Genomic DNA, 22,627 nt, shown 5'->3' with positions numbered 1-22,627 from the left:
GAACTCTCCCGGAGTCGTGGATTGCGGCGCCCCGGCCTGTCCCGGTCCACCCGCCGGGCTTACCATGCCACGGCTTGTCCTATGGTACGTGGCCGCCCACCGCTGACGCGAAGCGGAGGACCAGCTCAGCGCCGGAAGCCCAGGTCCTGGTAGCGCGGCCAGCCGAATCCGTAGGCGCCCGCACCCGCCACCCCGGCGCGCACCGCCACCAGATCAGGGCGCTGGTAGAGCGGCACCGAGTGGCCCAGCTCCCAGATCGCGGCATCGGCCTGCTGGAGCAGCGCGGTCCTCCTGGCCTGGTCCGGCTCGGCGGCGGCCCGGTCGAAGAGCCGGTCGATCTCGTCCGTCCCGGCGCCGCCGTAGTTCAGACCCGCCACCGGCTTGCCGTCCGGGCCCGGCTGCGGCTTGGCGTAGAGCGGGCGCTCGTCGGTGGCGGGGAAGGCGGTCGCGGGCCAGGAGAAGAGCGCGAGGTCCCAGTCGCCGGCGGCCAGCTGGTCGTGGACGAAGCTGTCGGGGGCGGCGGCCTTCGGATGCACGGTGACGCCCTGCGGGGCCAGCTGCGCCACCAGGGCGTCGGCGGTGCGGCGGGCGGTGGCCGAGCCGTCCGGGTAGAGCAGGTTCAGCTCCAGGTGCAGCTGCTTGGCGGTGGCGCCCAGGTAGGCACTGTCGTCCTGGTAGCCGCTCTGGCCGGTCATGAGCAGGTGGTTGCCGAGCGGGGCCGCGGGCAGGCCGAGCGGGGTGAGCGCGGCCTGGACGAGCTTCTTGCGGTCCACGCAGGCGGCCACCGCACGGCGCACGGCGGCGTCGGCCAGCGGGCCGCGGGAACCGTTGAAGGTGAGCTGGGTGTAGGCGGGAGCCGCCGCGCGGTGCAGGGTGATGTCGGGCAGCGTCTGGGCCCGCCGCAGCGCCTGGACGGAGGAGTCCAGCGCATCGGTGGAGCCGGCACCCGGCGGGTGGTCGACGGTGCCCTCCAGTGCGGCCACGTCGACCTTGCCCTGGCCGAGCGCGTCCAGCCGGTCCGTGGTGGCCAGGAAGTCGAGCTCGTCGACCTTGGGCGGGTCGCCCCACCAACGGGCGTTGCGCACCAGGACCGCCCGTCCGCCCTTGGCGTCCAGCGACTGCAGGGTGAGCGGGCCGGCGCTGCGGGGCATGCCGGCGGCCGGGTAGAGCGGGCTGAACAGGCCCTGCCACTCGGCGTACGGGTGCTTGAAGACCACCGTGACCTGGTGCGGGTCGGCGCCGGGCGCGACCGACTCGATCGCCGCGTAGCCGGGGTGGACGCCCCGCTGCGCCGCCCACTGGGCGCTGAAGTCGGCCGCCGTCACCGGCGTGCCGTCGCTCCACACGGCCTTCGGGTTGAGCCGGTAGGTGACCGTGCGGCCCACCGCGTCGGCGCCGGCCAGGTAGTCCGGATCGGCCACCGGGCGGGCGCGGTCGTCCAGCCGGAAGAGGCTGGGCAGCAGGGCGTGGGCGATCAGCGCGGTGTCGGGGGTGGCGTCGGGCTGGTAGACGTCCAGTGAGGCGGGCACCGCGTCCACCGCCCAGCGCAGCGTGCCGCCCTCGCGGACCGAGCCGCGGTCGGCGGAGGTGAGGTCGGAGGCGGACTGGGAGGGCGTGGCCGGACCCTGCGCGCCGGAGCAGCCCGCCAGTGCGCCGAGCAGTGCGGCGGCGGCGAGCACCCTGATGCTCTTCATGGCGCCCACTCAACTCCCGCATCAGGGCGAAGAGCTGACGACACGACAAGTTGTCCTCCGATCGGCGCAGAGTCAATCCCGTCCGAGGTCTTCCGACCTGATGTGATCAAGGTCACACTCACAGGATGGCCATCACGACCAAGCGCGCTGCGATACCGGAACGCACTCTCCGTACCGACCGCTGGTGGTTGCCCCAGCTGAGCACGGCGGCCGGCCTGCTGGTCTTCATCGGCTACTCGACCTGGCGGGCCTTCAGCGGCAGCCACTACTACGCCGCCCCGTACGTCTCGCCGTTCTACTCCCCCTGCCTCGCGACCAACTGCGTGCCGATGCGCGGCGGGGCCGACTGGGCGGTGGTCGGCGACTGGTGGCGGCTCTCCCCCGCCCTGCTGGTGCTGATCTTCCCGCTCGGTTTCCGGCTGACCTGCTACTACTACCGCAAGGCCTACTACCGCGCCTTCTGGGCCTCGCCGCCGGCCTGCGCGGTGGGCGAACAGCACGCCAGGTACACCGGCGAGACCCGGTTCCCGCTGATCCTGCAGAACCTGCACCGCTACTTCTTCTACCTGGCCGTCCCGGTGGCCGCGATCCTGAGCTACGACGCGGCGCTCGGCTTCCGCAACGCCGCCGGCGCCTGGGGGCACGCCGGGCTCGGCACCCTGGTGCTGCTCGTGAACGTGGCATTGATCTGGGCCTACACGCTCTCCTGCCACTCCTGCCGGCACATCGTCGGCGGGCGGCTGCGGCACTTCTCCAAACACCCGGTGCGCTACCGGGCCTGGCAGCTGGTGGGGCGGCTCAACGCCCGTCACATGCAGCTGGCCTGGGCCTCGCTCGCCTCGGTCGGGCTGGCCGACCTGTACGTCTACCTGGTCTCGTCCGGCGTGTTCAGCGACCCGAGGTTCTTCTGAGGAGGGGCACTGTGACGGAGATGCACAGCTACGACGTCCACGACGGGTACGACGTGGTGGTGGTCGGCGCCGGCGGGGCCGGGCTGCGGGCCGCGATCGAGGCCCGCGAGCAGGGGATGCGGGTCGCGGTGATCTGCAAGTCGCTCTTCGGCAAGGCGCACACCGTGATGGCCGAGGGCGGCATCGCGGCCTCGATGGGCAACGTGAACAGCGGCGACAACTGGCAGGTGCACTTCCGCGACACCATGCGCGGCGGCAAGTTCCTCAACCACTGGCGGATGGCCGAGCTGCACGCCAAGGAGGCGCCCGAGCGGGTCTGGGAGCTGGAGGGCTGGGGCGCGCTCTTCGACCGGACCGCGGACGGGCGGATCTCGCAGCGCAACTTCGGCGGCCACGAGTACCCGCGGCTGGCGCACGTGGGCGACCGGACCGGGCTGGAGCTGATCCGCACCCTGCAGCAGAAGGTGGTGGCGCTGCAGCAGGAGGACTTCAAGGAGAGCGGCGACTACGAGTCGGGCCTGAAGGTCTTCCAGGAGTACACGGTCACAAGGATCCTGAAGGACGGCGAGCGGGTCGCGGGGGTCTTCGGCTACCAGCGGGAGAGCGGGCGGTTCTTCGCCGTCGCCGCCCCCGCCGTGGTGCTGGCCACCGGCGGGATCGGGAAGTCGTTCAAGGTGACCTCCAACTCCTGGGAGTACACCGGCGACGGCCACGCGCTGGCGCTGCTGGCCGGCGCCCGGCTGCTGAACATGGAGTTCGTCCAGTTCCACCCCACCGGCATGGTCTGGCCGCCCTCGGTGAAGGGCATCCTGGTCACCGAGTCGGTGCGCGGCGACGGCGGGGTGCTGCGCAACAGCGAGGGCAAGCGGTTCATGTTCGACTACGTGCCCGAGGTGTTCCGCGGCCAGTACGCCGAGACCGAGGCGGAGGCGGACGGCTGGTACGCCGACCCCGCCGGGCACCGCCGCCCGCCCGAGCTGCTGCCCCGCGACGAGGTGGCCAGGGCGATCAACTCCGAGGTCAAGGCGGGGCGCGGCACCACGCACGGCGGAGTCTTCCTGGACGTCTCCAGCCGGCTGCCGGCCGAGGAGATCATCCGGCGGCTGCCCTCGATGCACCACCAGTTCAAGGAGCTGGCCGACGTCGACATCACCCTCGAGCCGATGGAGGTCGGCCCGACCTGCCACTACGTGATGGGCGGGGTGGAGGTGGACCCGGACACCGCGGCCAGCCCCGCCGTCCCCGGGCTCTACGCCGCCGGCGAGGTGGCCGGCGGGATGCACGGCTCCAACCGGCTCGGCGGCAACTCGCTCTCCGACCTGCTGGTCTTCGGCCGCCGCGCGGGACTGCACGCGGCGCGGTACGCGGCCGGGGCGCCGGCGCGGCCGGCGCTCGACGAGGCCCAGCTGTCGGCCGCCGCCGCCGAGGCGCTGGCCCCGTTCGGCGAGGGGAGCGAGCACCCGTACGCGCTGCACCAGGAGCTCCAGCAGACCATGAACGACCTGGTCGGGATCATCCGCCGGGCCGGCGAGATGAAGCAGGCGCTGGACCGGCTGGCGGTGCTGGGGCGGCGGGCCGAGGCGGTGGCGGTGGAGGGCCACCGGCAGTTCAACCCCGGCTGGCACCTGGCACTGGACCTGCGCAACATGCTGCTGGTCTCGGAGTGCGTGGCGCGCGCCGCGCTGCTGCGCCGGGAGAGCCGCGGTGGGCACACCCGGGAGGACTGGCCGGGGATGGACCGGGACTGGCGGCGGGTCAACCTGGTCTGCTCGCTGGCCGAGGGGCAGCTGACGGTCGAGCGGCAGCCCAACCCACCCGTCCGGGCCGACCTGCTGGCGCTGTTCGACCGCACCGAACTGGCGAAGTACTTCACCCCGGAGGAGCTGGCCGATGAGCACGGATGACAGGGAGTTCCGGATCTGGCGGGGCGAGGGCGGCGCGGGCGGGTTCGTCACGTACCGGGTGCCGGTCAACGAGGGCGAGGTGGTGCTCGACCTGGTGCACCGGCTGCAGGCCACCCAGGCTCCCGACCTGGCGGTGCGGTGGAACTGCAAGGCGGGCAAGTGCGGCTCGTGCAGCGCCGAGGTGAACGGGCGTCCGCGGCTGCTCTGCATGACCCGGATGTCGGTGCTGCCACCGGACGAGCCGGTGGTGCTGACCCCGCTGCGTGCCTTCCCCTCGGTGCGCGACCTGGTCACCGACGTGACGTTCAACTACGCCAAGGCCAGGGAGGTGGCCGCCTTCGTGCCGCCGGCGGGACTGGCGCCGGGCGAGTACCGGATGCGGCAGGAGGACGTGGCGCGCTCGCAGGAGTTCCGCAAGTGCATCGAGTGCTTCCTGTGCCAGGACACCTGCCACGCGGTGCGCGACCACGAGGAGAACAAGGCGGCCTTCGCCGGGCCGCGCTTCCTGATGCGGGTGGCCGAGCTCGACATGCACCCGCTGGACGCGGCCGGTGCCGGCGGCCTGGACCGCCGTGCCAGTGCCCAGGACACCCAAGGCCTGGGCTACTGCAACATCACCAAGTGCTGCACCGAGGTCTGCCCGGAGCACATCCGGATCACCGACAACGCGCTGATCCCGCTCAAGGAGCGGGTGGCCGACCGCAAGTACGACCCGCTGGTCTGGCTGGGCTCGAAGATCGGCCTGCGCCCGCGGGACTGACCCGGCCGCCGGGCCCCCTTGCGGCGGGGGCCCGGCGCGGCGGTCAGAGGCCCAGCTCGAACCAGACGATCTTCCCGTGCGGGGTCCGCCGGCTGCCCCAGCGCTCGGCCAGCAGGCTGACCAGCTGCAGGCCGCGCCCGCCCTCGTCGGTCTCCTGCGCCCGGCGCCGGCGCGGCTGGGCGTACCCGTCGTCCCAGACCTCGCAGACCACCGTGGTGTCGCGCAGCAGGCGCAACCGGATGTCGCCGCGCCCGTGCCGCAGCGCGTTCGTCACCAGCTCGCTGACCAGCAGCTCGGTGGTGTCCACCAGGTCGTCCAGGCCCCGGGTCAACAGCCAGGCGCAGGCCTTCTCGCGGGCCTTGGCCACCGAGGTCGGCTCGGGGGGCAGCTGCCAGTCGCCCACCGCGTCCTCGGGCAGCGCCCGGACCCGGGCCAGCAGCAGGGCGATGTCGTCCTCGCCGTGGTGCGGGTCGAGCTCGTTCAGCACCTCGTCGCAGAGCGTCTCCAGGACGGGCGCGCCGTTCTCCAGGGCGATCCGGAAGGCCTGCAGGCCCTCGTCCAGCTGGTGCTTGCGGGACTCCACCAGGCCGTCGGTGTAGAGGCCGAGCAGGGCGCCGTCGGGGAGGGTCAGGGTGACCTCCTCGAACGGCTCGCCGCCCACGCCCAGCGGCAGGCCGGGCGGCACGTCGAGCATCCGGGCCGGCTCGCCCGGGCTGAGCAGCGCCGGGGGCAGGTGGCCGGCGTTGGCGAAGACGCAGCGCCGGGTGACCGCGTCGTAGACCGCGTAGACGCAGGTGGCCAGGTAGACCTCGGGGGCGTCGTTGTCGCCGGTGCGCTGGGAGCCGTAGCCGGCCATCGAGCCGGGGCCCGGGTCGCCCAGGCCCCGGGCGATCTCGTCCAGCGAACCGAGCACCTCGGCCGGCTCCAGGTCGAGCATCGCCAGCGTCCGCACCGCGGTGCGCAGCTGGCCCATCGCGACGGCCGCGCGCAGGCCGCGGCCCATCACGTCGCCGATCACCAGCGCGGTGCGGTTGCCCGGCAGCGGGATCACGTCGAACCAGTCGCCGCCGACCTCGGTGTTGTTGTTGCTGGGACGGTAGCGGCAGGCGATCTCCAGGCCGCTGGCCTCCGGGTTGCCCGGGGGCAGCAGGCTGCGCTGCAGGATCAGCGCCCGCTCGTGCTCACGCCGGTAGAGCCGGGCGTTGTCCACGCAGACCGCGGCGCGCGCCGCGATCTCCTCGGCGATCGCCACGTCCCGCGCGTCGAAGGGCTCGCTGCCGATCGCCCGGGAGAGCTGGATCAGGCCGAGCACCACGTCCCTGGCGACCAGCGGGACCACCAGGGTGCTGCGCAGCAGCGGGTCGGGGCCCGGGTCCGGGATCGCGCTGCGCCCGGTGCGCAGCGCCCGGGCGTGCGGGGAGCGCGGCGGGTAGCAGAGGGTGCCACCGGCCTCGGCGGCGGCCAGGCGCGCGCCGTAGGCCTGGTCCGGGTAGCCGCCCTGGTCGCCGCCGAGCAGCGAGCCGAAGCCCACCGCGCCCGCGCCGACCACGCTGGAGACCGCCACCCGGCGCAGCTCGCCGCTGCCGTCGTACGGGTGGGCGCCGGACCCGGTCAGCGAGGGACCGCTCTCGCCGGAGAGCAGTGCCGAGTAGAGGTCGACGGTGGCCAGGTCGCAGAACTGCGGGACGACCACGTCGAGCAGTTCCTTGGCGGTGGTCTCCAGGTCCAGGGTGGAGCCGATGTGCGCGCTGGCCTCGTTGACCAGCGCCAGGTTGCGGCGCACCCCGGCCGCCTCGCGCTCGGCGACGTGCCGGCTGGTGATGTCATTGACCTGCCCGGCCACGCCCATCGGGCGCTCGCCGGGGCCGGTGAGGCGGTAGAGCGAGATCGCCCAGCGGCGTTCGCCGGACCGGGTCGGCACGGCACCGCTGAACCGCAGGTCGACCACCGGGTCGCCGCTCTGCAGCACCTGGCGCAGCGCGGACTCCAGCCGCTCGGCCTCGCTGGTGGTGAACAGGTCGTGCGCGCTGCGCCCGGCCAGCGCCTCGGGTTCGAGCCCGACCGCCTCGGCGAAGGCCCGGTTGACCCGCTGCAGCCGCAGCTGCCGGTCGAACAGGAAGAAGCCGCTCGGGGTCTGCCCGAAGACGGCCTCGGAGGCGGCCAGCTCGGTCTCGATCCGGCGCAGCCGGCCGAGGTCGACGGCCAGGCAGAGCGCGCCCGGCGAGCGCTCTCGCGAGTCTTCGAACTCTGCGCCCGGCTCGCCCGCTTCGTCCTTGGGGCCGACGGCCGGCATCAGGTAGACCTCGGCCAGGCCCTCGCGGCCGTCCGCTCCCCGGTAGGGCGCGGTGCCGACCCACTCCTCGCCGGCCAGCGTGCGCTCCAGCCTGGTGCGGCCCCGCCGCCACAGCTCGCGCGGCACCAGGGTGGTCACCGGATCGGCGCCCAGTGCCTCGGCGGCGGGCACCGCGAAGAAGTCGGCGGCCCGCTCGCTCCACTGGCTGATCAGCCCGTCCGGGCCGATCGCGAAGGTGGCGACGCGGATGAACTCGTAGATCGAGCCCGGATCGCCCTCGCCCCAGCGCGGCGAACCGAGCGGCTGGCGCTCGGCGGCCTCCGCCAGCTCGGCGTCCGTCGGCTCCGCGTCCGTCGGCTCCGCGTCGGCCGCGGCGGCATCGCGCCCGGGGTGGGTCTCGGGGACACGGGGGACGGCGGCGGCTGGCCCGGACACCGGTGCACCCGACTGTCCGGGCACGCCGACATGGCCGCTACCACTCAGCGCCTCCCGCGCCGGCAAGCTGTTCAAGGACCGACCCCTCCAACCCGCGCCCATCCGGATGTCGAGAAGACCTGAGATGACCGAGTATTCATCATCCGAGGGCACGCGCACACGCCCCCAACATCACAACATCAAATCGGGCGAAGGATTTTGCCCCTGGCTTCGCGCCACCAGCCTGCCACCCTCGCGCCCCTGGTCCGCTCCCGTGCGCCTGGTCGGCGGACGTGACGTGAACAAGCCTTGAAAATTCGAATATCTGACCGAATCCCGCCCTGATCAATCCCGTGATCAATCTCGCCCCGGCTCCTTCCCCGGCAATTCCTGTTCGAACCAGACCACCTTGCCCATTCCCTCGGCCCGCGCGCCCCAGCGCAGCGCCAGCCGGCGCACCAGCTCCAGCCCCCGGCCGCCCTCGTCGGCGGCAGCCGCGTGCCGCTCCCTGGGCGGGTCGGGCAGCGGGTCGGAGATCTCCACCAGCAGCGTGTTGCCGAGGGTGAGCCGGACCCCGATCGGCGCGCTGGCGTACCGCACCGAGTTGGTCACCAGCTCGCTGACCAGCAGCTCGGCGGTGTCGCTCAGCTCCTCCACGCCCCACTCCTGGAGCGCGCCGCGCACCAGCCGGCGGGCCCGGGAGACCGCGGTGGGCTCGGCCGGCAGCGTCCAGCCCACGGTGCGGGCGCCTTCCTCGCCCCGGCCGAGGCGGGCCAGCAGCAGCGCCACGTCGTCGGGCTCACGGCCCTGCTCCATGGTGTCGAGCACCGCCTCGCAGGCGTGCTGGATCGACACGTACGGCTTCTCCAGCACCGACTGCAGCCGGCCCAGGCCGACGTCCAGGTCCTTGTCCCGGGACTCCACCAGGCCGTCGGTGCACAGCGCCAGCACACTGCCCTCGGGGATCAGCAGCTCCACCGCCTCGAACGGCACCCCGCCGACGCCCAGCGGCGCGCCCGAGGGCAGGTCCAGCACCTCGCCCTCGCCGCCGGGCAACGGTCCGCCGGAGCGGGCCGGGCCCGGCGTGGGCGGGCGCACCAGCACCGGTGGGATGTGGCCCGCCTTGGCGACCGTCAGCCGCGCGGTGGCCGGGTCGTAGACGGCGTAGACGCAGGTGGCGAGCAGCGCCTCGTCCGGCCCCTGGGCGAGGTCGTCGGCCAGCTCGTGGACGTGGCGCAGCAGCACGTCGGGCGGCAGGTCGAGGGCGGCCAGCACCCGCACGGCGGTGCGCAGCCGGCCCATCGTGGCGGCTGCCCGCAGGCCGTGGCCCATCACGTCCCCGACCACCAGCGCGGTGCGGTCGCCGGGCAGCGGGATCACGTCGAACCAGTCGCCGCCGACCTCGGTGCCGCTGCTGCCCGGCACGTAGCGGTAGGCGACCTCGACGCCGGTGGGCTGCGGTACCTGCTGCGGCAGCAGGGTGCGCTGCAGGGTGAGCGCGGCGGTGCGTTCACGCACGTACAGCCGGGCGTTGTCGAGCGAGCTGCCGGCCCGGTCCGCGAGCTCCACCGAGAAGGCCAGGTCGTCCCGGTCGAAGGCCTCGCGCCGGCCGGCCCGGCTGAGCACCAGCAGGCCGATCACGATGCCCCGGGCGCGCAGCGGGACCACCAGCATCGAGTGCGCGCCGAGCGCCAGCGCGGCCCGCACCTTGGGGTCGCCGGGGTAGGTTGCCTCCGCCAACTCCTCTGCTCCGGAGAGCAGTTCGGGCACTCCGCTGCGCAGCACCCGGCCGTAGCAGGACTCCTCGGCGAAGCTGATCCGGGCGCCCCGGCGGAGCATCACCTCGACGTCCTCGCCGTCCTGGACGGCCGCCACGCCGAGTTGGAGCAGCGAGGTGCGCCGGTCGTGGGCGTGCCGGGGCAGGTCGTCGCCGTGCGCCACCGCCTGGAGCAGGATCGCCGCCGCGAAGTCGGCGAGCCGGGGCACCACCGCGCCGGCCAGCTCCTGGGCGATCCGGCCGGCGTCCAGCAGGTCGCCGATCCGCGAGCCGAACTCGTTGAGCAGCGCCAGGCGGCGGCGGGCGTGCTCGACCTTGGCCACCGCGCGGTAGCGCTCGGTCACGTCCATCACGGTGCCGGAGATGCCGAGCACCTTGCCGCCGCGGTCGGTGAGCCGGCTGTAGGAGATCGACCGGTAGCCCGAGCGGACCGCGCTCTGGGCGGCCAGCGTCACGTCGATCACCGGCTCGCCGGTGGCCAGCACCTGACGCTGGATCACACTGACCTCGTCGGCCGCCCGTTCGGGCAGCGTCTCGCCGGTGGTGCGGCCGATGTGGTCCTCGGCCGCCACCCCGTTCATCTCGGCCAGCGTCTGGTTGACGGCCGTGTAGCGCAGTTCGGTGTCCAGCACCGCGATGCCCAGCGGCGACTGCTCGAAGAGCGCGTCGCGCACCGCCAGATCGCGTTCCACGGCCTGCAGGGTGCGCGCCTCGGCGAGCGCGACCAGCAGGAACGGGGTGCCGTCGCCGTCCACCAGCAGGGAGATCCGGGCCTCCACCGGGACCCTGGGGCCGTCGCGGTGGTGCAGCCAGGTCAGCCCCTTCCAGCCGCCGGTGCGCAGCGCGATCCGGAACGCCTCGCGGGTCTGCGCGACGCGTTGCTCGTCGGCCATCAGTTCCTCGATCCGCCGGCCCACCAGCACCTCGCTGGGCCAGCCGAGCAGTTCCTCGGCGGCCGGGCTCCAGAGCACCACCCGGCCCGCGGTGTCGAGCATCGCGATGGCGACCTTGACGACGTCGAAGAGGCTGCCCTGGGTGTGCTCGCCGATCGCCTCGGGCGAGCTGGCGGCGCCGGCCGGGAACGGCTCCCCCGGTGCGCCGCGGTGGACCGGGGCCGCCCGGGCGGCGGGGCGGGGGGCGGCGCCCGGGGCGGCAGCGGTGGGTACGGCCCCGGTGGCGGGTGCGGCCGATGCGGAGCGGGGGCGCGCGGCGGGCCCGGTGGACGGGCCTGCGGACGGGCGCTGCGCGCCGGGCGCCGGGGCGCTGACGCGCAGGCGCGCGCGGGCGGCTGCCCCACCCGTCCGCCCGGAGCGGGGGGCGCGGGTGCGTCGCGCTCCGTCGGCGCTACCCGTGCTGGTCACCGACGCGGCCTCCCAAGTACCGACGCGGACTGACGCCACTCGACACGCCAAACGTTACGGATCATGCCGAACTGTGACATACCCAGACGCAATGTGCACTATCCATGCGTTCGGGTCATCTTTTCCGATCGGCCTACAGGACCTGACGCCGGGCTCTGCGCTGACGGCGCATCAGCGGCCCTGAGCAGGCCGGCCACCTCCGGAAGCACCGCGCGGTCGTGCTCCAGCCAGTCCACCGCCGTCAGCTCGTCAGGTCCCAGCCAGCGCACCTCGGAGTGGTCCTGCAACGGCCGCGGCTCGCCCGCCACCAGCTCGGCCGCCCAGATCCGCAGCACCAGCCCGGCTCGGACCGGCCACTCGCCCGCCAGCCGGGTCACCGCCCTGGCCCGCACGCCCAGCTCCTCGGCGAGCTCGCGCTCCAGCGCCTGCTGCTCGCTCTCCCCCGGCTCGGCCTTGCCGCCGGGGAACTCCCAGCGCCCCGCCAGCTCGGCGGGCGCACTGCGCCGGGCGGCCAGCACCCGGCCCTGGGCGATCAGCGCGCCGCCGACCACGATCCGGTTCTCCATGCTGGGGAGCTTAGTCGGGCGGCCGGCGGAAGCCGGCGGGCCGAAGGGGGGCCGGGCGGCGGGCCGCAGGAGGCCTGGGCAGCCGGCCCGCACGGGGGCCTGCGCCTGGGCCGGGGCGGGGCCTGCGCCTGGGCCTGGGCCTGGGCCTGGGCCGACGATGGCGGGCTGCGCCGCGCCGGGCCCGGCTCGGTGGGGGTCGAGTCGGGCCCGGGGCGGTGCCGGTCGCACCCTGGCCCGAGGCTAGGGACGACCCGCTAACGGGACGTACGGACGAGGTTTCGGCGTCGTCACACACCCGGGGAGCCGGGTTAACGGCGCGTAAGACGTTGGGGTTCGCGGGTCGGCCGGACCGCCGGCCCACACCTCCGACACATGATTCGCCTACGACTGGCTCCGCTGATGCGGCTCCCGCACCAGCGAACCCCTACCGACGCGTGCACCTGCCCCCGTTTCGCCCCCGTCCGACCGCCGCGCGGGAGGAGCCAGCACGTGGCCGCGTCGAGCCGCCCCCGCCCGGCGGGTGGGCGCAGCGCCGACAGCGGCCGTGGCAACGCGGTCCGCCCGGATCTCTCCGGCGCGGCCACCTCACGGACGACTATCGCAAGGGTGGACCGGCTCCCGCGTCGGCGCAAGGTCCTGGCTGTCTCGTTCCGGGCCGGGTCACCGGGTCGCCGTGCGGCGGACGGGCGGCCGACCGCGCCTCGGCCCCGCCCGGGTCCGGGCGCGCGGGCACCGTGGGCGCGGGCGCGCGGCGGCGCGGGCCGCCGTCGGCCGAGGCCACCGCGGCCGGCCCGGCGCCCGCCTGGCCGGGCCTGGACGGCACTGCGGTGGCCCCCGGTGCCCGTGGGGTCGGGTGCCGGTCCCGCACAGGCACCGGGCAGCGCTGCCCGCCACGGGCCGCGCTGCCCGTACTGAGTGAGGTCCCGACCGCTGCCCCGACGTCAGACGCTGTGCGGGACGTCGTCACTTCGCGGCGAAGCGCCGCCCTGGGCCGGCGGGTTGAGCCAGGACTCGTCGGTGGAGAGCTGGAGCAGCTGCCGGACCGCCTTCTGCTGGTCGTAGCCGCGGTGCTGGTCGGCCTGGGCGATCGCGCGCACCAGGTCGCCCGTCCCGGTGGAACCGGCAGCCTGCTGCAGGGCCGGGATCCGCTGCCGCAGCTCGGCCAGCTGCGCGTCGAGCGCGGTGCGGACGTCGGGGTCCCAGCTGCCCGCGTCGAGTTCGGTGGTCTGGGTGCGCAGCACGGTGGCCAGGGCGCCGGCCCAGTCGCGGTAGCCGTCCGGGTCGTCCGCGGCCGAGCCGCTCGGGCGCCGGCTCGCGGCCTCGTCGATGGCGTCCATCGCCTTCAGATAGTCGAGCTGGGCCGCGGTCGCGTTGCCGGCGTCCTTGCGGACCGAGCCGGTGTGCTGCTCGTCCGGGTCGGTGAGGAAGCAGGTGGCCTTCCGGTCCCCGGTGTCCCAGGAGGCCTGTTCCGGATAGAAGTAGTGCACCACCATGCCGTCGGGGACGGCCCAGTCGTCCATCGCGTAGTTCTGCGCCTGCTGGTCGCAGACCGTGCCGACCTGGCTCTTGCGCGCGTCCGCGTCCGGGTAGGCCTGGCCGGTGAGCAGGGTGTGGCCGACCACCTCGCCGTCGTGCGCGTCCGTGCAGGAGACCTGGTCCACCAGGCCGCCGGAGGTCCGGTTGAAGCAGTCGCCGACCCCCAGGTCCTCGGCCGAGCTGCCGTGGTCGGCGGCGAACGAGCCGCCGGCGTTGTGGGCGAGCGTGGCGGTGGTCACCACACCGAGGGTGGCCAGCAGCCCGAGGCCGGAGAGCACCAGGCCGCTCACGGCCAGGCCGGTGCCGCGCTGGCGGCGGTTGCGGATCTGGACCAGGCCGGTGATCCCGAAGGCGATGCCGAACGGCCACAGGAAGCAGGTCAGCGCGGTGACCAGGGCGGCGACGGCGAAGCCGTTCACGCCGGTGCGCGGTGGCGGGTAGGGCGCCGGGCCCCAGTACCCGCCGTACGGGGCGTGCGCCGCGCTCTGGGGGTACGCCGCGCTCGGGGGGTACGGGGCGTAGGGCCCCGGGGCGGCCGGGTGGGGCGGGAGGCCGGGGGTGGACGGCGGGGCGAAGGGGTCGAAGGGGGGCGGGGTGGCGGCTGGCGGGGCGTCGGCGGGCGGTGCGTCGGCGGGCATCGGTGATGCGGAGGGGGCGGGGCCGGCTTCGGCCGGCGGGGTGGCGGCCGGCGGGGTGGCGGCCGGCCCGCCCTCGGCTGCCGCCGTCGGCGCCGGCGGGGTGGCGGCCGGTCGCTTGACGAGCGACACGGCCTCCTCCCGCGCCGCGTCCTGCTTGTCCTCTGCCGTCATCAGGCCCTTGCCCCCCTGCCCGCCCATGCGCGCACCAGTTCGATGGATGCGCGGACTCTAACCGACCGGGGCGCCGGCCAGCCGCTCAGCCTCGGGCCAGCACCTCGCCGTGCAGCACGGCGAACCAGCCGTCCGGCTGCACCGTCCAGCGCTGCCAGCCCTCGGCGATCGCGGCCAACTCGGCCGCGTCGGCCAGGCCGTGCTCCAGCGCGGTGGCCGCCAGCCCGGAGCCGCGCACCCGCTCCGCCCAGGACTCGCCCCACCACAGCCGCTCGCCGGGTGTGGCGAAGGTCCAACTGGAGCTGCCCGCCGCCACCTCGGTGAACCCGGCCGCCTGCGCCCAGGCCAGCAGCCGCCGCCCGGCGTCCGGCTCGCCGCCGTTGGCCCGGGCCGTGCTCCGGTACAGCTCCAGCCAGGCGGTCAGCTCGGGCAGTTCGGGGTACCAGGTCATGGCCGCGTAGTCGGCGTCCCGGGCGGCCAGCACCCCGCCCGGCGCCAGCACCCGGCGCAGCTCGCGCAGCACGGCCACCGGGTCGGCCACGTGCTGCAGCGTCTGGTGGGCGTGGATGACGTCGAACTCGCCGTCACCGTACTTCAGTTGGTGCGCGTCGCCGACTTCGAAGACGACGTTGTCCAGCCCCCGCCCGGCGACGTGGGCGGCGGCCTGCGCCAGCACCTCGGCCGAGGTGTCCACGGCCACCACGCGTCCGGTGGGGCCGACCAGCTCGGCCAGGTCGGCGGTGATCGTGCCGGGGCCGCAGCCGACGTCCAGCAGCGCCTGCCCGGGCCGCAGCTCGGGCAGCAGATAGGCGGCCGAATTGGCCGCGGTGCGGCTGCGGTGCGAGCGCAGCACCGCCTCCTGATGGCCGTGCGTGTAGACAGTCCGATGCTCGGTCATGACCGGTCCCCTCCATGGCTGGTGCGGCCTTCAGCGGCCCTTCGAGCTTAACCAGCGTCTCAGTTGGCAAGAAATTCTGTCTCGCAATACGGGACGACAGGGCATGGACCTTTCCGGCTCCGAGCAGCCGGGCGAATAATCGAGCCATGGGAAAGAGCTACGACCGAATCGACGGCAGGCTCCGTACGTTCATCGAGGCCCAGCCGATCTTCTTCACCGCCACCGCCCCGCTCGCCGGGGACGGCCATGTGAACCTCTCGCCCAAGGGCCGGGCCGGCACCCTGGCGGTCCTGGACGAGCTGACCCTCGCCTACCTGGACTTCGGCGGCAGCCACGCGGAGACCATCGCGCACCTGCGCGAGAACGGGCGGATCACGCTGATGTGGTGCGCCTTCACCGGCCCGCCCACCGTGGTGCGGGTGCACGGCCGCGGCGAGCCGGTCTTCCGTGACGACCCGCGCTTCGCCGAGCTGCTGACCCGCTTCGCCCCCGGGGCGGACGGGCCGGGCCTGCGGGCGATCGTGCTGGTGCGGGCGGAGCGGATCAGCGACTCCTGCGGGTTCGCGGTGCCGTTCCTGGAGTACCGCGAGGAGCGCCCGCTGCACGCCGACTACTTCGGCCGCAAGAGCGAGCAGGAGTTCGCCGACTACTGCGCCGCCAAGGAGTACGTCGGGGTGAGCGTGGACGGCCTGCCCGGCCTTCCGCTCCCGCTGCCGCCCCGGCCGTGACCGCAGCGGCCCCGCGGCACCGTACGGTGGAGGGCATGCCCAACCGCCCGTACGTGCTGCTCAGTGCCGCGATGTCGATCGACGGCTACCTGGACGACGCCTCCCCCGAGCGGCTGCTGCTCTCCAACGCCGCCGACTTCGACCGGGTGGACGAGCTGCGCGCCGACTGCGACGCCATCCTGGTCGGCTCCACCACGCTGCGCCGCGACAACCCGCGCCTGCTGGTCAACCACCCCGACCGGCGGGCGGCCCGGGTGGCCGCCGGGCGAGCGGCCCACCCGCTCAAGGTGACCCTGAGCGCGCGCGGCGACCTCGCGCCCGACCTGCGGTTCTGGCACACCGGCGAGGGCCGGCTGGTGTACACCACCGACCGGGCGGCCGAGCGGCTGCGCGGAACGCTGGACGGGCTCGCGGAGGTGGTCGCGCTCGGCCCCCTGGTCGACCTCGGCGCACTGCTCGACGACCTCGGCCGGCGCGGGGTCGGCCGGCTGCTGGTGGAGGGCGGCGGCTCGGTGCACACCCAGTTCCTGGCCGAGGGGCTGGCCGACGAGCTGCAGCTGGCCGTCGCGCCGCTGCTGGTCGGGCAGGCGACCGCGCCCCGCTTCGTCAACCCGGCCGAGTTCCCCGGCGGGAGCACCCGGCGGCTGCGGCTGCTGGCGGCCCAGCCCGTCGGCGACGTCGTCCTGCTCCGCTACGCCCCCAAGGAGTCCACCCCGTGACCGACCGGACCGATCTCGACTTCCTCGCCCGCGCCGTCGAACTGTCCCGGCGGTGCCCGCCCTCGGCCGGCGCCTTCTCGGTCGGCGCGGTGATCGTCGGCGCCGACGGCGAGGTGCTCGCCGAGGGCCACAGCCGCGAGGGGGACCCGGTGGTGCACGCCGAGGAGTCCGCCCTCGGCAAGCTGGCGCCCGGCGACCCGCGGCTGCGCGCCGCCACCCTGTACAGCTCGCTGGAACCGTGCAGCCGCCGCGCCTCGCGCCCGCACCCCTGCGCCGACCTGGTGATCGCCGCCGGGATTCCCCGGGTGGTGCTGGCCTGGCGCGAACCGGACCTGTTCGTCACCGGCTGCGAGGGCGTGGACCGGCTCACCGCCGCCGGGGTGCGGGTGGTGGAGCTGGCCGAGCTGGCGGACGAGGCCCGGGCGGTCAACGCGCACCTGCTCGGCTGAGCGCGCCCGCCTTTTGTATCATCGGGGAACATAATCTCCCGCGCCCCGAGGAGCCAGGCATGTCCGCCGTCACCGAACTGTCCGTCCGCGCCCTGCTGCTCGACATGGACGGGACGCTGGTCAACTCCGACGCCGCCGTTGAGCGCTGCTGGCGGCGCTGGGCGGAGCGCCACGGGCTGGACGCGGACGCCGCGATGCACGTGGTGCACGGCCGCCAGGGCCACCTGAGCATGGCGATCCTGCTGCCGGACCGGCCGGTGGAGGAGAACCTGGCCGAGAACCGGATCATGCTCGCCGAGGAGAGCGCGGACACCGAGGGCATCGTCGAGGTCCCCGGCGCCACCGCCTTCCTGGCCGCACTGGCCCCCCACCCGCACGCCCTGGTCACCTCCGCCGACCTGGCCCTCGCCCGCACCCGGATGGCGGCCGCCGGCCTGCCGATGCCCGAACTCGCCATCACCGCCGAGTCGGTCGGCGCCAGCAAGCCCGACCCCGAGGGCTTCCTCAAGGCCGCCGCCGCCCTCGGCATCGACCCCACCCACTGCCTGGTCTTCGAGGACTCCCAGGCCGGCATCGAAGCCGCCCACGCCGCGGGCATGCGAGTCATCGGCGTCGGCCCGCGCGCCGCCGCCCACGCCCCGACGGCGCACGTGGACACCCTGCAGCAGATCCGCCTCACCCCGGGGCCGGACGGCACCCTCCTGGTCCGGGTCACGGCCTGACGGCGGACCGCGAACCTTGTCGCCATGTGAGCATGGACGGACAATTTCTTGTACCTAGAAGGAGGCGGCCCATGAAGACGATGACCTACTCGGAGTCCCGCGCATCGTGATCACTCGCGCGGGCCGCGAACCGGTGGTCATCGCGTCACTGGAGGACTGCCAGTCCCTGAAGGAGACCGCCCACCTGATGCGCAGCCCTGCCAATGCGCGTCGACTTCTGGCCTCCATCGAGGAGTTGGAGACCAGCGGCGGGACCGCACGGGAGCTCGCGGATCCCGAGTGAAGATCACCTTCGCCTCCCGGGCCCGGGAGGACTACCAGTGGTCGCAGCTCCAGGACTGCAAGATCCTCAAGCGGATCAATACCCTCATCGCCGACGTCGCCCGCAATGGCAACGAGGGGATCGGGAAGCCCGAGCCGCTCAAACACGGCTTCCAGGGCTACTGGTCACGGCACATCAATGACGAGCACCGCCTCATCTGCAAGGTCACCGACCACTCGGTCCTGATCGCCCGGTGCCGCTACCACGACGCGGGCTGACCGGGCGTGAAACTCCGTGCCCGTACTGCACCGTCATAAGCTACGTTTGTCCTGCACCGCGTGTCCTCCCGGAGGATGTACGCGACGCGGCCTACGGAGACGTGGACCCCTTTGGTTCGGTGACGCCGCCTCATGGCGTGCTCCCGGCGGGAGCCGTCCGGCATCCGTCGCCGATCACAACCAAAGGGGACGGTTCGGATGGCTGTCGTCAAGTACACGCCCAAGCGTCGCATCTGGGTCCGCAATGTCCTGATGAGCATTACGGCGAGCCTCGGCTCGAACCTGATGTGGGCGCTGGCGCAGGCCGTGGTGCACCGCCTCGGCTGAGCCGGGCGGTGGGCGGGCCTCCGGGGCCCGCCCGCACCCCGTCAGAGCCCAGGTAGTCTACGGACTGTCATTGCGGCCCGACGGGCTTCCGCTCCGCTTCGGTGGAGCCACGAAGGACATGCCCCCACCCGCACGAGTCATATCGTGCCTGGGGACCCTTCGTGCTCCTGCAAATGTCCGCGGCCGAGCTGGGGCAACTCATCGTCGCCCCAGCCGGATCGGCGTATTCTCCGCTCGCCGAGCGACTGATCGACGAGCATTCCAGAGTCAAGAACCGACCGGCCGGCCCGGGCGATGTCGCCTCCTGGAACAACAGCATCCCCGTCGTGGTCAACGCTCTGCTGGAATGCGGCCGCGACGACGTGGAGGTGCAGATCGAGGTCGGACTACCGCACACCAACTCTGCCGTCGACCTGGTGCTGTGCGGCCAGCATCCCGGCACCGGCGCGGACTCCTACCTCGCGGTCGAGCTGAAGCAGGTACGGTACGCCAGCGTCGACCCCCGCTGTCCGATCGCCGTCGATCTCGGGTTCGACGACGGCAAGAACAAGCTGCATCCGGTGCGGCAGATCCAGCGCTACTGCGAGTACATGGTGCGCTACCTCCCCCACCTCCGGGAGAGCGACGGCCGGTTGACGGGGGTGGCGCTGCTCCACAACGCCCGGGACGAGAACGTGGAAGCGCTGTTCGACCTGGGCGAGAGCGACCACGGCTTCCTCTACACGCTTGACGACCTGGAACGGTTCCGGCGAGCACTCACCTCAAGGTTCGCAGCTGCCTCCGGAAAGCGCGCCGCCCGTGCGCTGGAAGAGGCCCGACTCGATCCACTGCTCAAAGTCACCGACGTGGCACGGCAGCAATCCGTCGGCGGCGGCGGTCTCACTCTCCTCGACGAGCAGTACGTCGCCTTCGACCGCATCACCCGGCACCTGGAGAAGACCGCGCCCCTCGGCGCCTTCGACGTCGGGCTGTTCCACGACGCCGACAGCGTCCCCGAGCCAGGTCCCAAGCGCGTCCACATCCTGCGAGGCGGCCCGGGCAGCGGGAAGAGCGCGGTGGCCCTGGAACTGCAGCGTGAGCTACGGCTCAAGAACCGCGAGGCCGTGCTGGCCAGCGGATCGCACGCCTATACGGAGACACTGCGCCAGATCATGCGCGGGACGGCACGCGGCAGGCAGAGTTCGGGCAGGACCAAGGCGGCTGCCAAGCTGTACAAGTACTTCAACAGCTTCACCGACACCCCGCCGGACAGCATCGATGTCCTGATCTGCGACGAGGCACACCGCGTACGGCGCAGCTCGACAGACCGCTGGACGCGGAAGGAACTCCGGGACGACAAGCGGGCGCAAGCAACTGAGCTGATCAACGCCGCCAAGGTGCCGATCTTCCTGCTCGACGACCACCAGTCGATCCGCCCCGACGAGGTGGGAACCGCCGACTATCTCAAGAAACTGGCCGAGGAGAGCGGTTGCCTGGTCGAGGTGACGGATCTGGAGGGAACGTTCCGAGCCGGCGGCAGCAAGCGGTTCCAGCACTGGGTTCAGCAGTTGTTGGGGCTGGATGTCTCCGATCCGGTGACCTGGCGCCCGGACGGGCGGACGACGCTCGCGGTCGCCGACTCTCCCGAGCAGCTGGAGGAGTTCCTCCGGGCACGGCACCTCGAGGGGGCCACGGCACGCATCACCGCAGGCTACTGCTGGAAGTGGAGCAACCCCGAAGACGGCCGGCTCGTCCAGGACGTGACCATCGGGGACTGGCACCGGCCGTGGAACGTGAAGCCCCAGCACAGTGTCGAGAACGCACCGCCGTCGGACCTGTGGGCAACCGATTCCCGCGGCATCGGTCAGATCGGCTGCGTCTACACGGCGCAGACCTTCGAGTACGACTGGAACGGCGTCATCATCGGCCCCGATCTGCTCTTCCGCAACGGGAAGTTCACGGTGGACCGGACCGCCTCCCACGATCCCGCCTTCCGCAAGTCGGTCGACGACGCGACCGTCATCCGGTGCGTCCGTAACGCCTACCACGTACTCCTCACCCGCGGAGTGGTCGGCACCGTGGTGTACGCGGTCGACCCGGCGACCCACAACGAACTGCGCAGGCTCATCCCCGGCACCATCGGCCTGCAGCACTACGCCGGCGCCCAGGCCAAGCTGACCGCCGAAGGACCACAGCTGCCGCCCGACTACAGCAAACGGCACAGGTAGCCTTGATCCCGTCGTAGCTGCGGCCCGCCGGGCTTCCGCTCCGCCTGGCGGAGTCACCGAGGACATGCCCCCACCCGCACGAGTTCCTTCGTGCTGCCTGGGGGCTTTCCTTGCTGTTCCGCGACTCCGCCGCCGCGGTTGCCGCCGAGTGCCTCTCCGGTGCTCTCTTCTTCCGCCTGACGGAGCAGTTCGTGCACATGCACGGCCACAGACCTGGTCCGTCGGAGGTCCGCTCGTGGGAGCGGAGCATCCCGGTCCTCGCGAGCGCGCTCAACGATGCGGGGCTCGGGCAGGTGGAGGTGCTCCTGGAGTACGGGCTGCCACTGAACAGCAAGCGGGCCGACGCCGTGCTGGCCGGAGTGCATCCCGAGACCGGTCTGCCGTCGTACGTCGTCGTGGAGTTGAAGCAGTGGGGCGGCGCCGAGCCGGACGAGGACGATCCCTCGCTCTGCCGCATCGACGCGTACGCCCGGGCGGTGCTGAACCCCGTCGACCAGGTTCGCGGCTACTGCGAGTACCTCGTCTCCTTCAACGGAGCGCTGGCCGAGCACCAGGATCGCATCAGCGGCGTCGCCTATCTGCACAATGCCACCGACCTCACCGTCAGCGGGCTCTTCGAAGCCGAGCAGGACCAGCACGGTCAGCTCTTCACCGGTGCGCGGCGCGGGGAGTTCATCGACTTCCTGCGCGGGAGGTTGGGACCCGAGCCCGGGGCTTCGGCTGCGGACGAGCTCGTCAGCGGGAAGATCGGCCCGTCCAGGCAGCTCATGGCCGTGGCCGCCCAGGAGGTGCGCGAACGCGAGCAGTTCGTCCTGCTGGACGAGCAACGGATCGCGTACCGGACGGTCCTCAACGCCGTCCGCCGCGCCAAGCAGTCCGACCACAAGGAGGTCGTGGTCGTCACCGGCGGGCCCGGCACCGGGAAGAGTGTCATCGCGCTCTCGCTCCTCGGTGAGCTGTACCGGCAGGGCACCACGGCACTGCACGCGACAGGCTCGAGTTCGTTCACGACGACGATGAGGAAGGTCGCTGGCGCCCGGAAGCGTGAAGTGAAGGACCTCTTCAAGTACTTCAACAGCTTCATGACCGCCGAGCGCAACAGTCTCGACGTCCTGATCTGCGACGAAGCCCACCGCATCCGGGAGACCTCGGCCAACCGCTACACGTCGGCATCGAACCGCACCGGCAAGGCCCAGATCGAGGAACTCATCGACGTGGCGCGCGTCCCGGTGTTCCTGTTGGACGAGCATCAGGTCGTCCGGCCCGGCGAGATGGGCACGGTCGCTGAGATCGAGGCGGCTGCCGCGAAGAAGGGACTCAGCTGTCAGGTGGTGTCGCTGGACAGCCAGTTCCGCTGCGGTGGCAGCGACGCGTATCTGCGCTGGGTGGTGCGGCTGTTGGGGCTCGAGCCGGGCGGTCCGGTGGTGTGGGAGCCGGACGACAAGATGCAGCTCATGCTCGCGGAGAGTCCGCAGGAGATGGAGGCGTTCCTCGACGACCGCCGTACACAGGGGTACAGCGCGCGGATGTCCGCCGGCTACTGCTGGAAGTGGACGAAGAAGGTACCCCCGGGGCAGGCCCTGCCCGCCGACGTGGTCGTCGGGGAGTGGGCCCGGCCCTGGAACGTCTTCGGTGACCGGGCCGTCGCAGGTGCTCCTCCGGCCGCCCTGTGGGCGACCGATCCGGCCGGTTTCGGGCAAGTGGGCTGTGTGTACACGGCGCAGGGCTTCGAGTACGACTGGAGCGGCGTCATCATCGGCCCCGACCTGGTGTGGCGTGACGACCGCTGGGTCACCGACCGTACCGCGTCCAAGGATCCGGTTTTCCAGAAGTCGACGTCGGACGCGGATGTGCACCGACTGATCCGCAACACCTACAAGGTGCTGCTGACGCGAGGCATGATCGGCACGGTGGTGTACTCGACCGACGCGGAGACGCGCGAGAAGCTGCGGGAGCTGACCGGCGCAAGCCTGGGCCTTGCGGCCGTGTGAGAGCAGGAATGGGGCCCACCT

16 protein-coding genes and 1 pseudogene are annotated in these 22,627 nt (G+C 72.9%); 11 read left to right on the top strand and 6 right to left on the bottom strand.

Annotated features, from left to right (window positions below; all coding sequences use genetic code 11):
• Positions 1–125: 125 nt before the first annotated feature.
• Entirely contained in the window at positions 126–1,694 is a 1,569-nt protein-coding gene (locus OG294_RS24965) for an ABC transporter family substrate-binding protein (protein WP_327068784.1), read from the bottom strand.
• A 125-nt stretch (positions 1,695–1,819) separates the two neighbouring features.
• Between OG294_RS24965 and OG294_RS24960 the strand changes: the two genes are divergently transcribed.
• The 3 genes from OG294_RS24960 to OG294_RS24950 are packed head-to-tail and all read left to right on the top strand — an operon-like array spanning position 1,820 to position 5,269.
• Complete coding sequence (locus OG294_RS24960; RefSeq protein ID WP_327068783.1) at positions 1,820–2,605, top strand: hypothetical protein; 786 nt, start codon at positions 1,820–1,822, stop codon at positions 2,603–2,605.
• 20 nt (positions 2,606–2,625) lie between these two features.
• Positions 2,626–4,509, top strand: coding sequence for a fumarate reductase/succinate dehydrogenase flavoprotein subunit (locus OG294_RS24955; RefSeq protein WP_327071648.1), 1,884 nt, complete (start codon positions 2,626–2,628; stop codon positions 4,507–4,509).
• Positions 4,496–5,269, top strand: a complete 774-nt coding sequence (locus OG294_RS24950; protein WP_327068782.1) for a succinate dehydrogenase/fumarate reductase iron-sulfur subunit — start codon at positions 4,496–4,498, stop codon at positions 5,267–5,269. The genes OG294_RS24955 and OG294_RS24950 overlap by 14 nt, the downstream gene beginning before the upstream one ends.
• 43 nt (positions 5,270–5,312) lie before the next feature.
• On the opposite strand, the gene OG294_RS24945 is transcribed toward OG294_RS24950, so the two are convergent.
• From OG294_RS24945 to OG294_RS24925, 5 genes are all read right to left on the bottom strand, one after another.
• Complete coding sequence (locus OG294_RS24945; RefSeq protein WP_442789208.1) at positions 5,313–8,099, bottom strand: SpoIIE family protein phosphatase; 2,787 nt, start codon at positions 8,097–8,099, stop codon at positions 5,313–5,315.
• Between the two features lie 234 nt (positions 8,100–8,333).
• The gene (locus tag OG294_RS24940) at positions 8,334–11,114 is read right to left on the bottom strand and encodes a SpoIIE family protein phosphatase (RefSeq protein ID WP_327068781.1); all 2,781 of its coding nucleotides are present in this window, start codon (positions 11,112–11,114) and stop codon (positions 8,334–8,336) included.
• 98 nt (positions 11,115–11,212) lie between these two features.
• Positions 11,213–11,680, bottom strand: a complete 468-nt coding sequence (locus OG294_RS24935; RefSeq protein WP_327068780.1) for a (deoxy)nucleoside triphosphate pyrophosphohydrolase — start codon at positions 11,678–11,680, stop codon at positions 11,213–11,215.
• A 941-nt stretch (positions 11,681–12,621) separates the two neighbouring features.
• Positions 12,622–14,052: a DUF4190 domain-containing protein gene (locus tag OG294_RS24930; RefSeq protein WP_327068779.1), complete on the bottom strand. Its 1,431-nt coding sequence runs from the start codon at positions 14,050–14,052 to the stop codon at positions 12,622–12,624.
• 58 nt (positions 14,053–14,110) lie between these two features.
• Positions 14,111–14,923 (bottom strand): methyltransferase domain-containing protein, encoded by an 813-nt coding sequence (locus OG294_RS24925; RefSeq protein ID WP_327068778.1) that lies wholly within the window; start codon positions 14,921–14,923, stop codon positions 14,111–14,113.
• 146 nt (positions 14,924–15,069) lie between these two features.
• On the opposite strand from OG294_RS24925, the gene OG294_RS24920 reads away from it, so the two are divergent.
• The 8 genes and pseudogenes from OG294_RS24920 (at position 15,070) to OG294_RS24885 (ending at position 22,606) form a co-directional block, all read left to right on the top strand.
• Positions 15,070–15,651 (top strand): pyridoxamine 5'-phosphate oxidase family protein, encoded by a 582-nt coding sequence (locus tag OG294_RS24920; RefSeq protein ID WP_327068777.1) that lies wholly within the window; start codon positions 15,070–15,072, stop codon positions 15,649–15,651.
• A gap of 35 nt (positions 15,652–15,686) precedes the next feature.
• Positions 15,687–16,819, top strand: a pseudogene (locus tag OG294_RS24915) (dihydrofolate reductase family protein).
• A gap of 59 nt (positions 16,820–16,878) precedes the next feature.
• Positions 16,879–17,541, top strand: a complete 663-nt coding sequence (locus tag OG294_RS24910) for an HAD-IA family hydrolase (protein WP_327068776.1) — start codon at positions 16,879–16,881, stop codon at positions 17,539–17,541.
• Positions 17,542–17,647: 106 nt separating this feature from the next.
• A complete protein-coding gene (locus tag OG294_RS24905; protein WP_327068775.1) occupies positions 17,648–17,824 on the top strand; it encodes a type II toxin-antitoxin system Phd/YefM family antitoxin in 177 nt (58 codons plus the stop codon).
• Positions 17,821–18,081 carry a Txe/YoeB family addiction module toxin gene (locus OG294_RS24900; RefSeq protein WP_327068774.1) on the top strand — a complete coding sequence of 87 codons (261 nt, stop codon included), beginning with the start codon at positions 17,821–17,823 and terminating at the stop codon, positions 18,079–18,081. Before OG294_RS24905 ends, OG294_RS24900 begins: the two co-directional genes overlap by 4 nt.
• Before the next feature lie 198 nt (positions 18,082–18,279).
• Complete coding sequence (locus OG294_RS24895) at positions 18,280–18,408, top strand: DUF6408 family protein (RefSeq protein ID WP_327068773.1); 129 nt, start codon at positions 18,280–18,282, stop codon at positions 18,406–18,408.
• Between the two features lie 173 nt (positions 18,409–18,581).
• Positions 18,582–20,615 (top strand): DUF2075 domain-containing protein, encoded by a 2,034-nt coding sequence (locus OG294_RS24890; RefSeq protein ID WP_327068772.1) that lies wholly within the window; start codon positions 18,582–18,584, stop codon positions 20,613–20,615.
• A gap of 110 nt (positions 20,616–20,725) precedes the next feature.
• Complete coding sequence (locus tag OG294_RS24885; RefSeq protein ID WP_327068771.1) at positions 20,726–22,606, top strand: DUF2075 domain-containing protein; 1,881 nt, start codon at positions 20,726–20,728, stop codon at positions 22,604–22,606.
• The last annotated feature ends 21 nt before the right edge of the window (positions 22,607–22,627 follow it).

It is taken from the genome of Kitasatospora sp. NBC_01302 (assembly GCF_035976515.1).
Lineage (GTDB): Bacteria > Actinomycetota > Actinomycetes > Streptomycetales > Streptomycetaceae > Kitasatospora.
The sequence above is the reverse complement of the archived record's forward strand: the minus strand, read 5'-3'. Positions and strand labels throughout refer to the sequence as shown.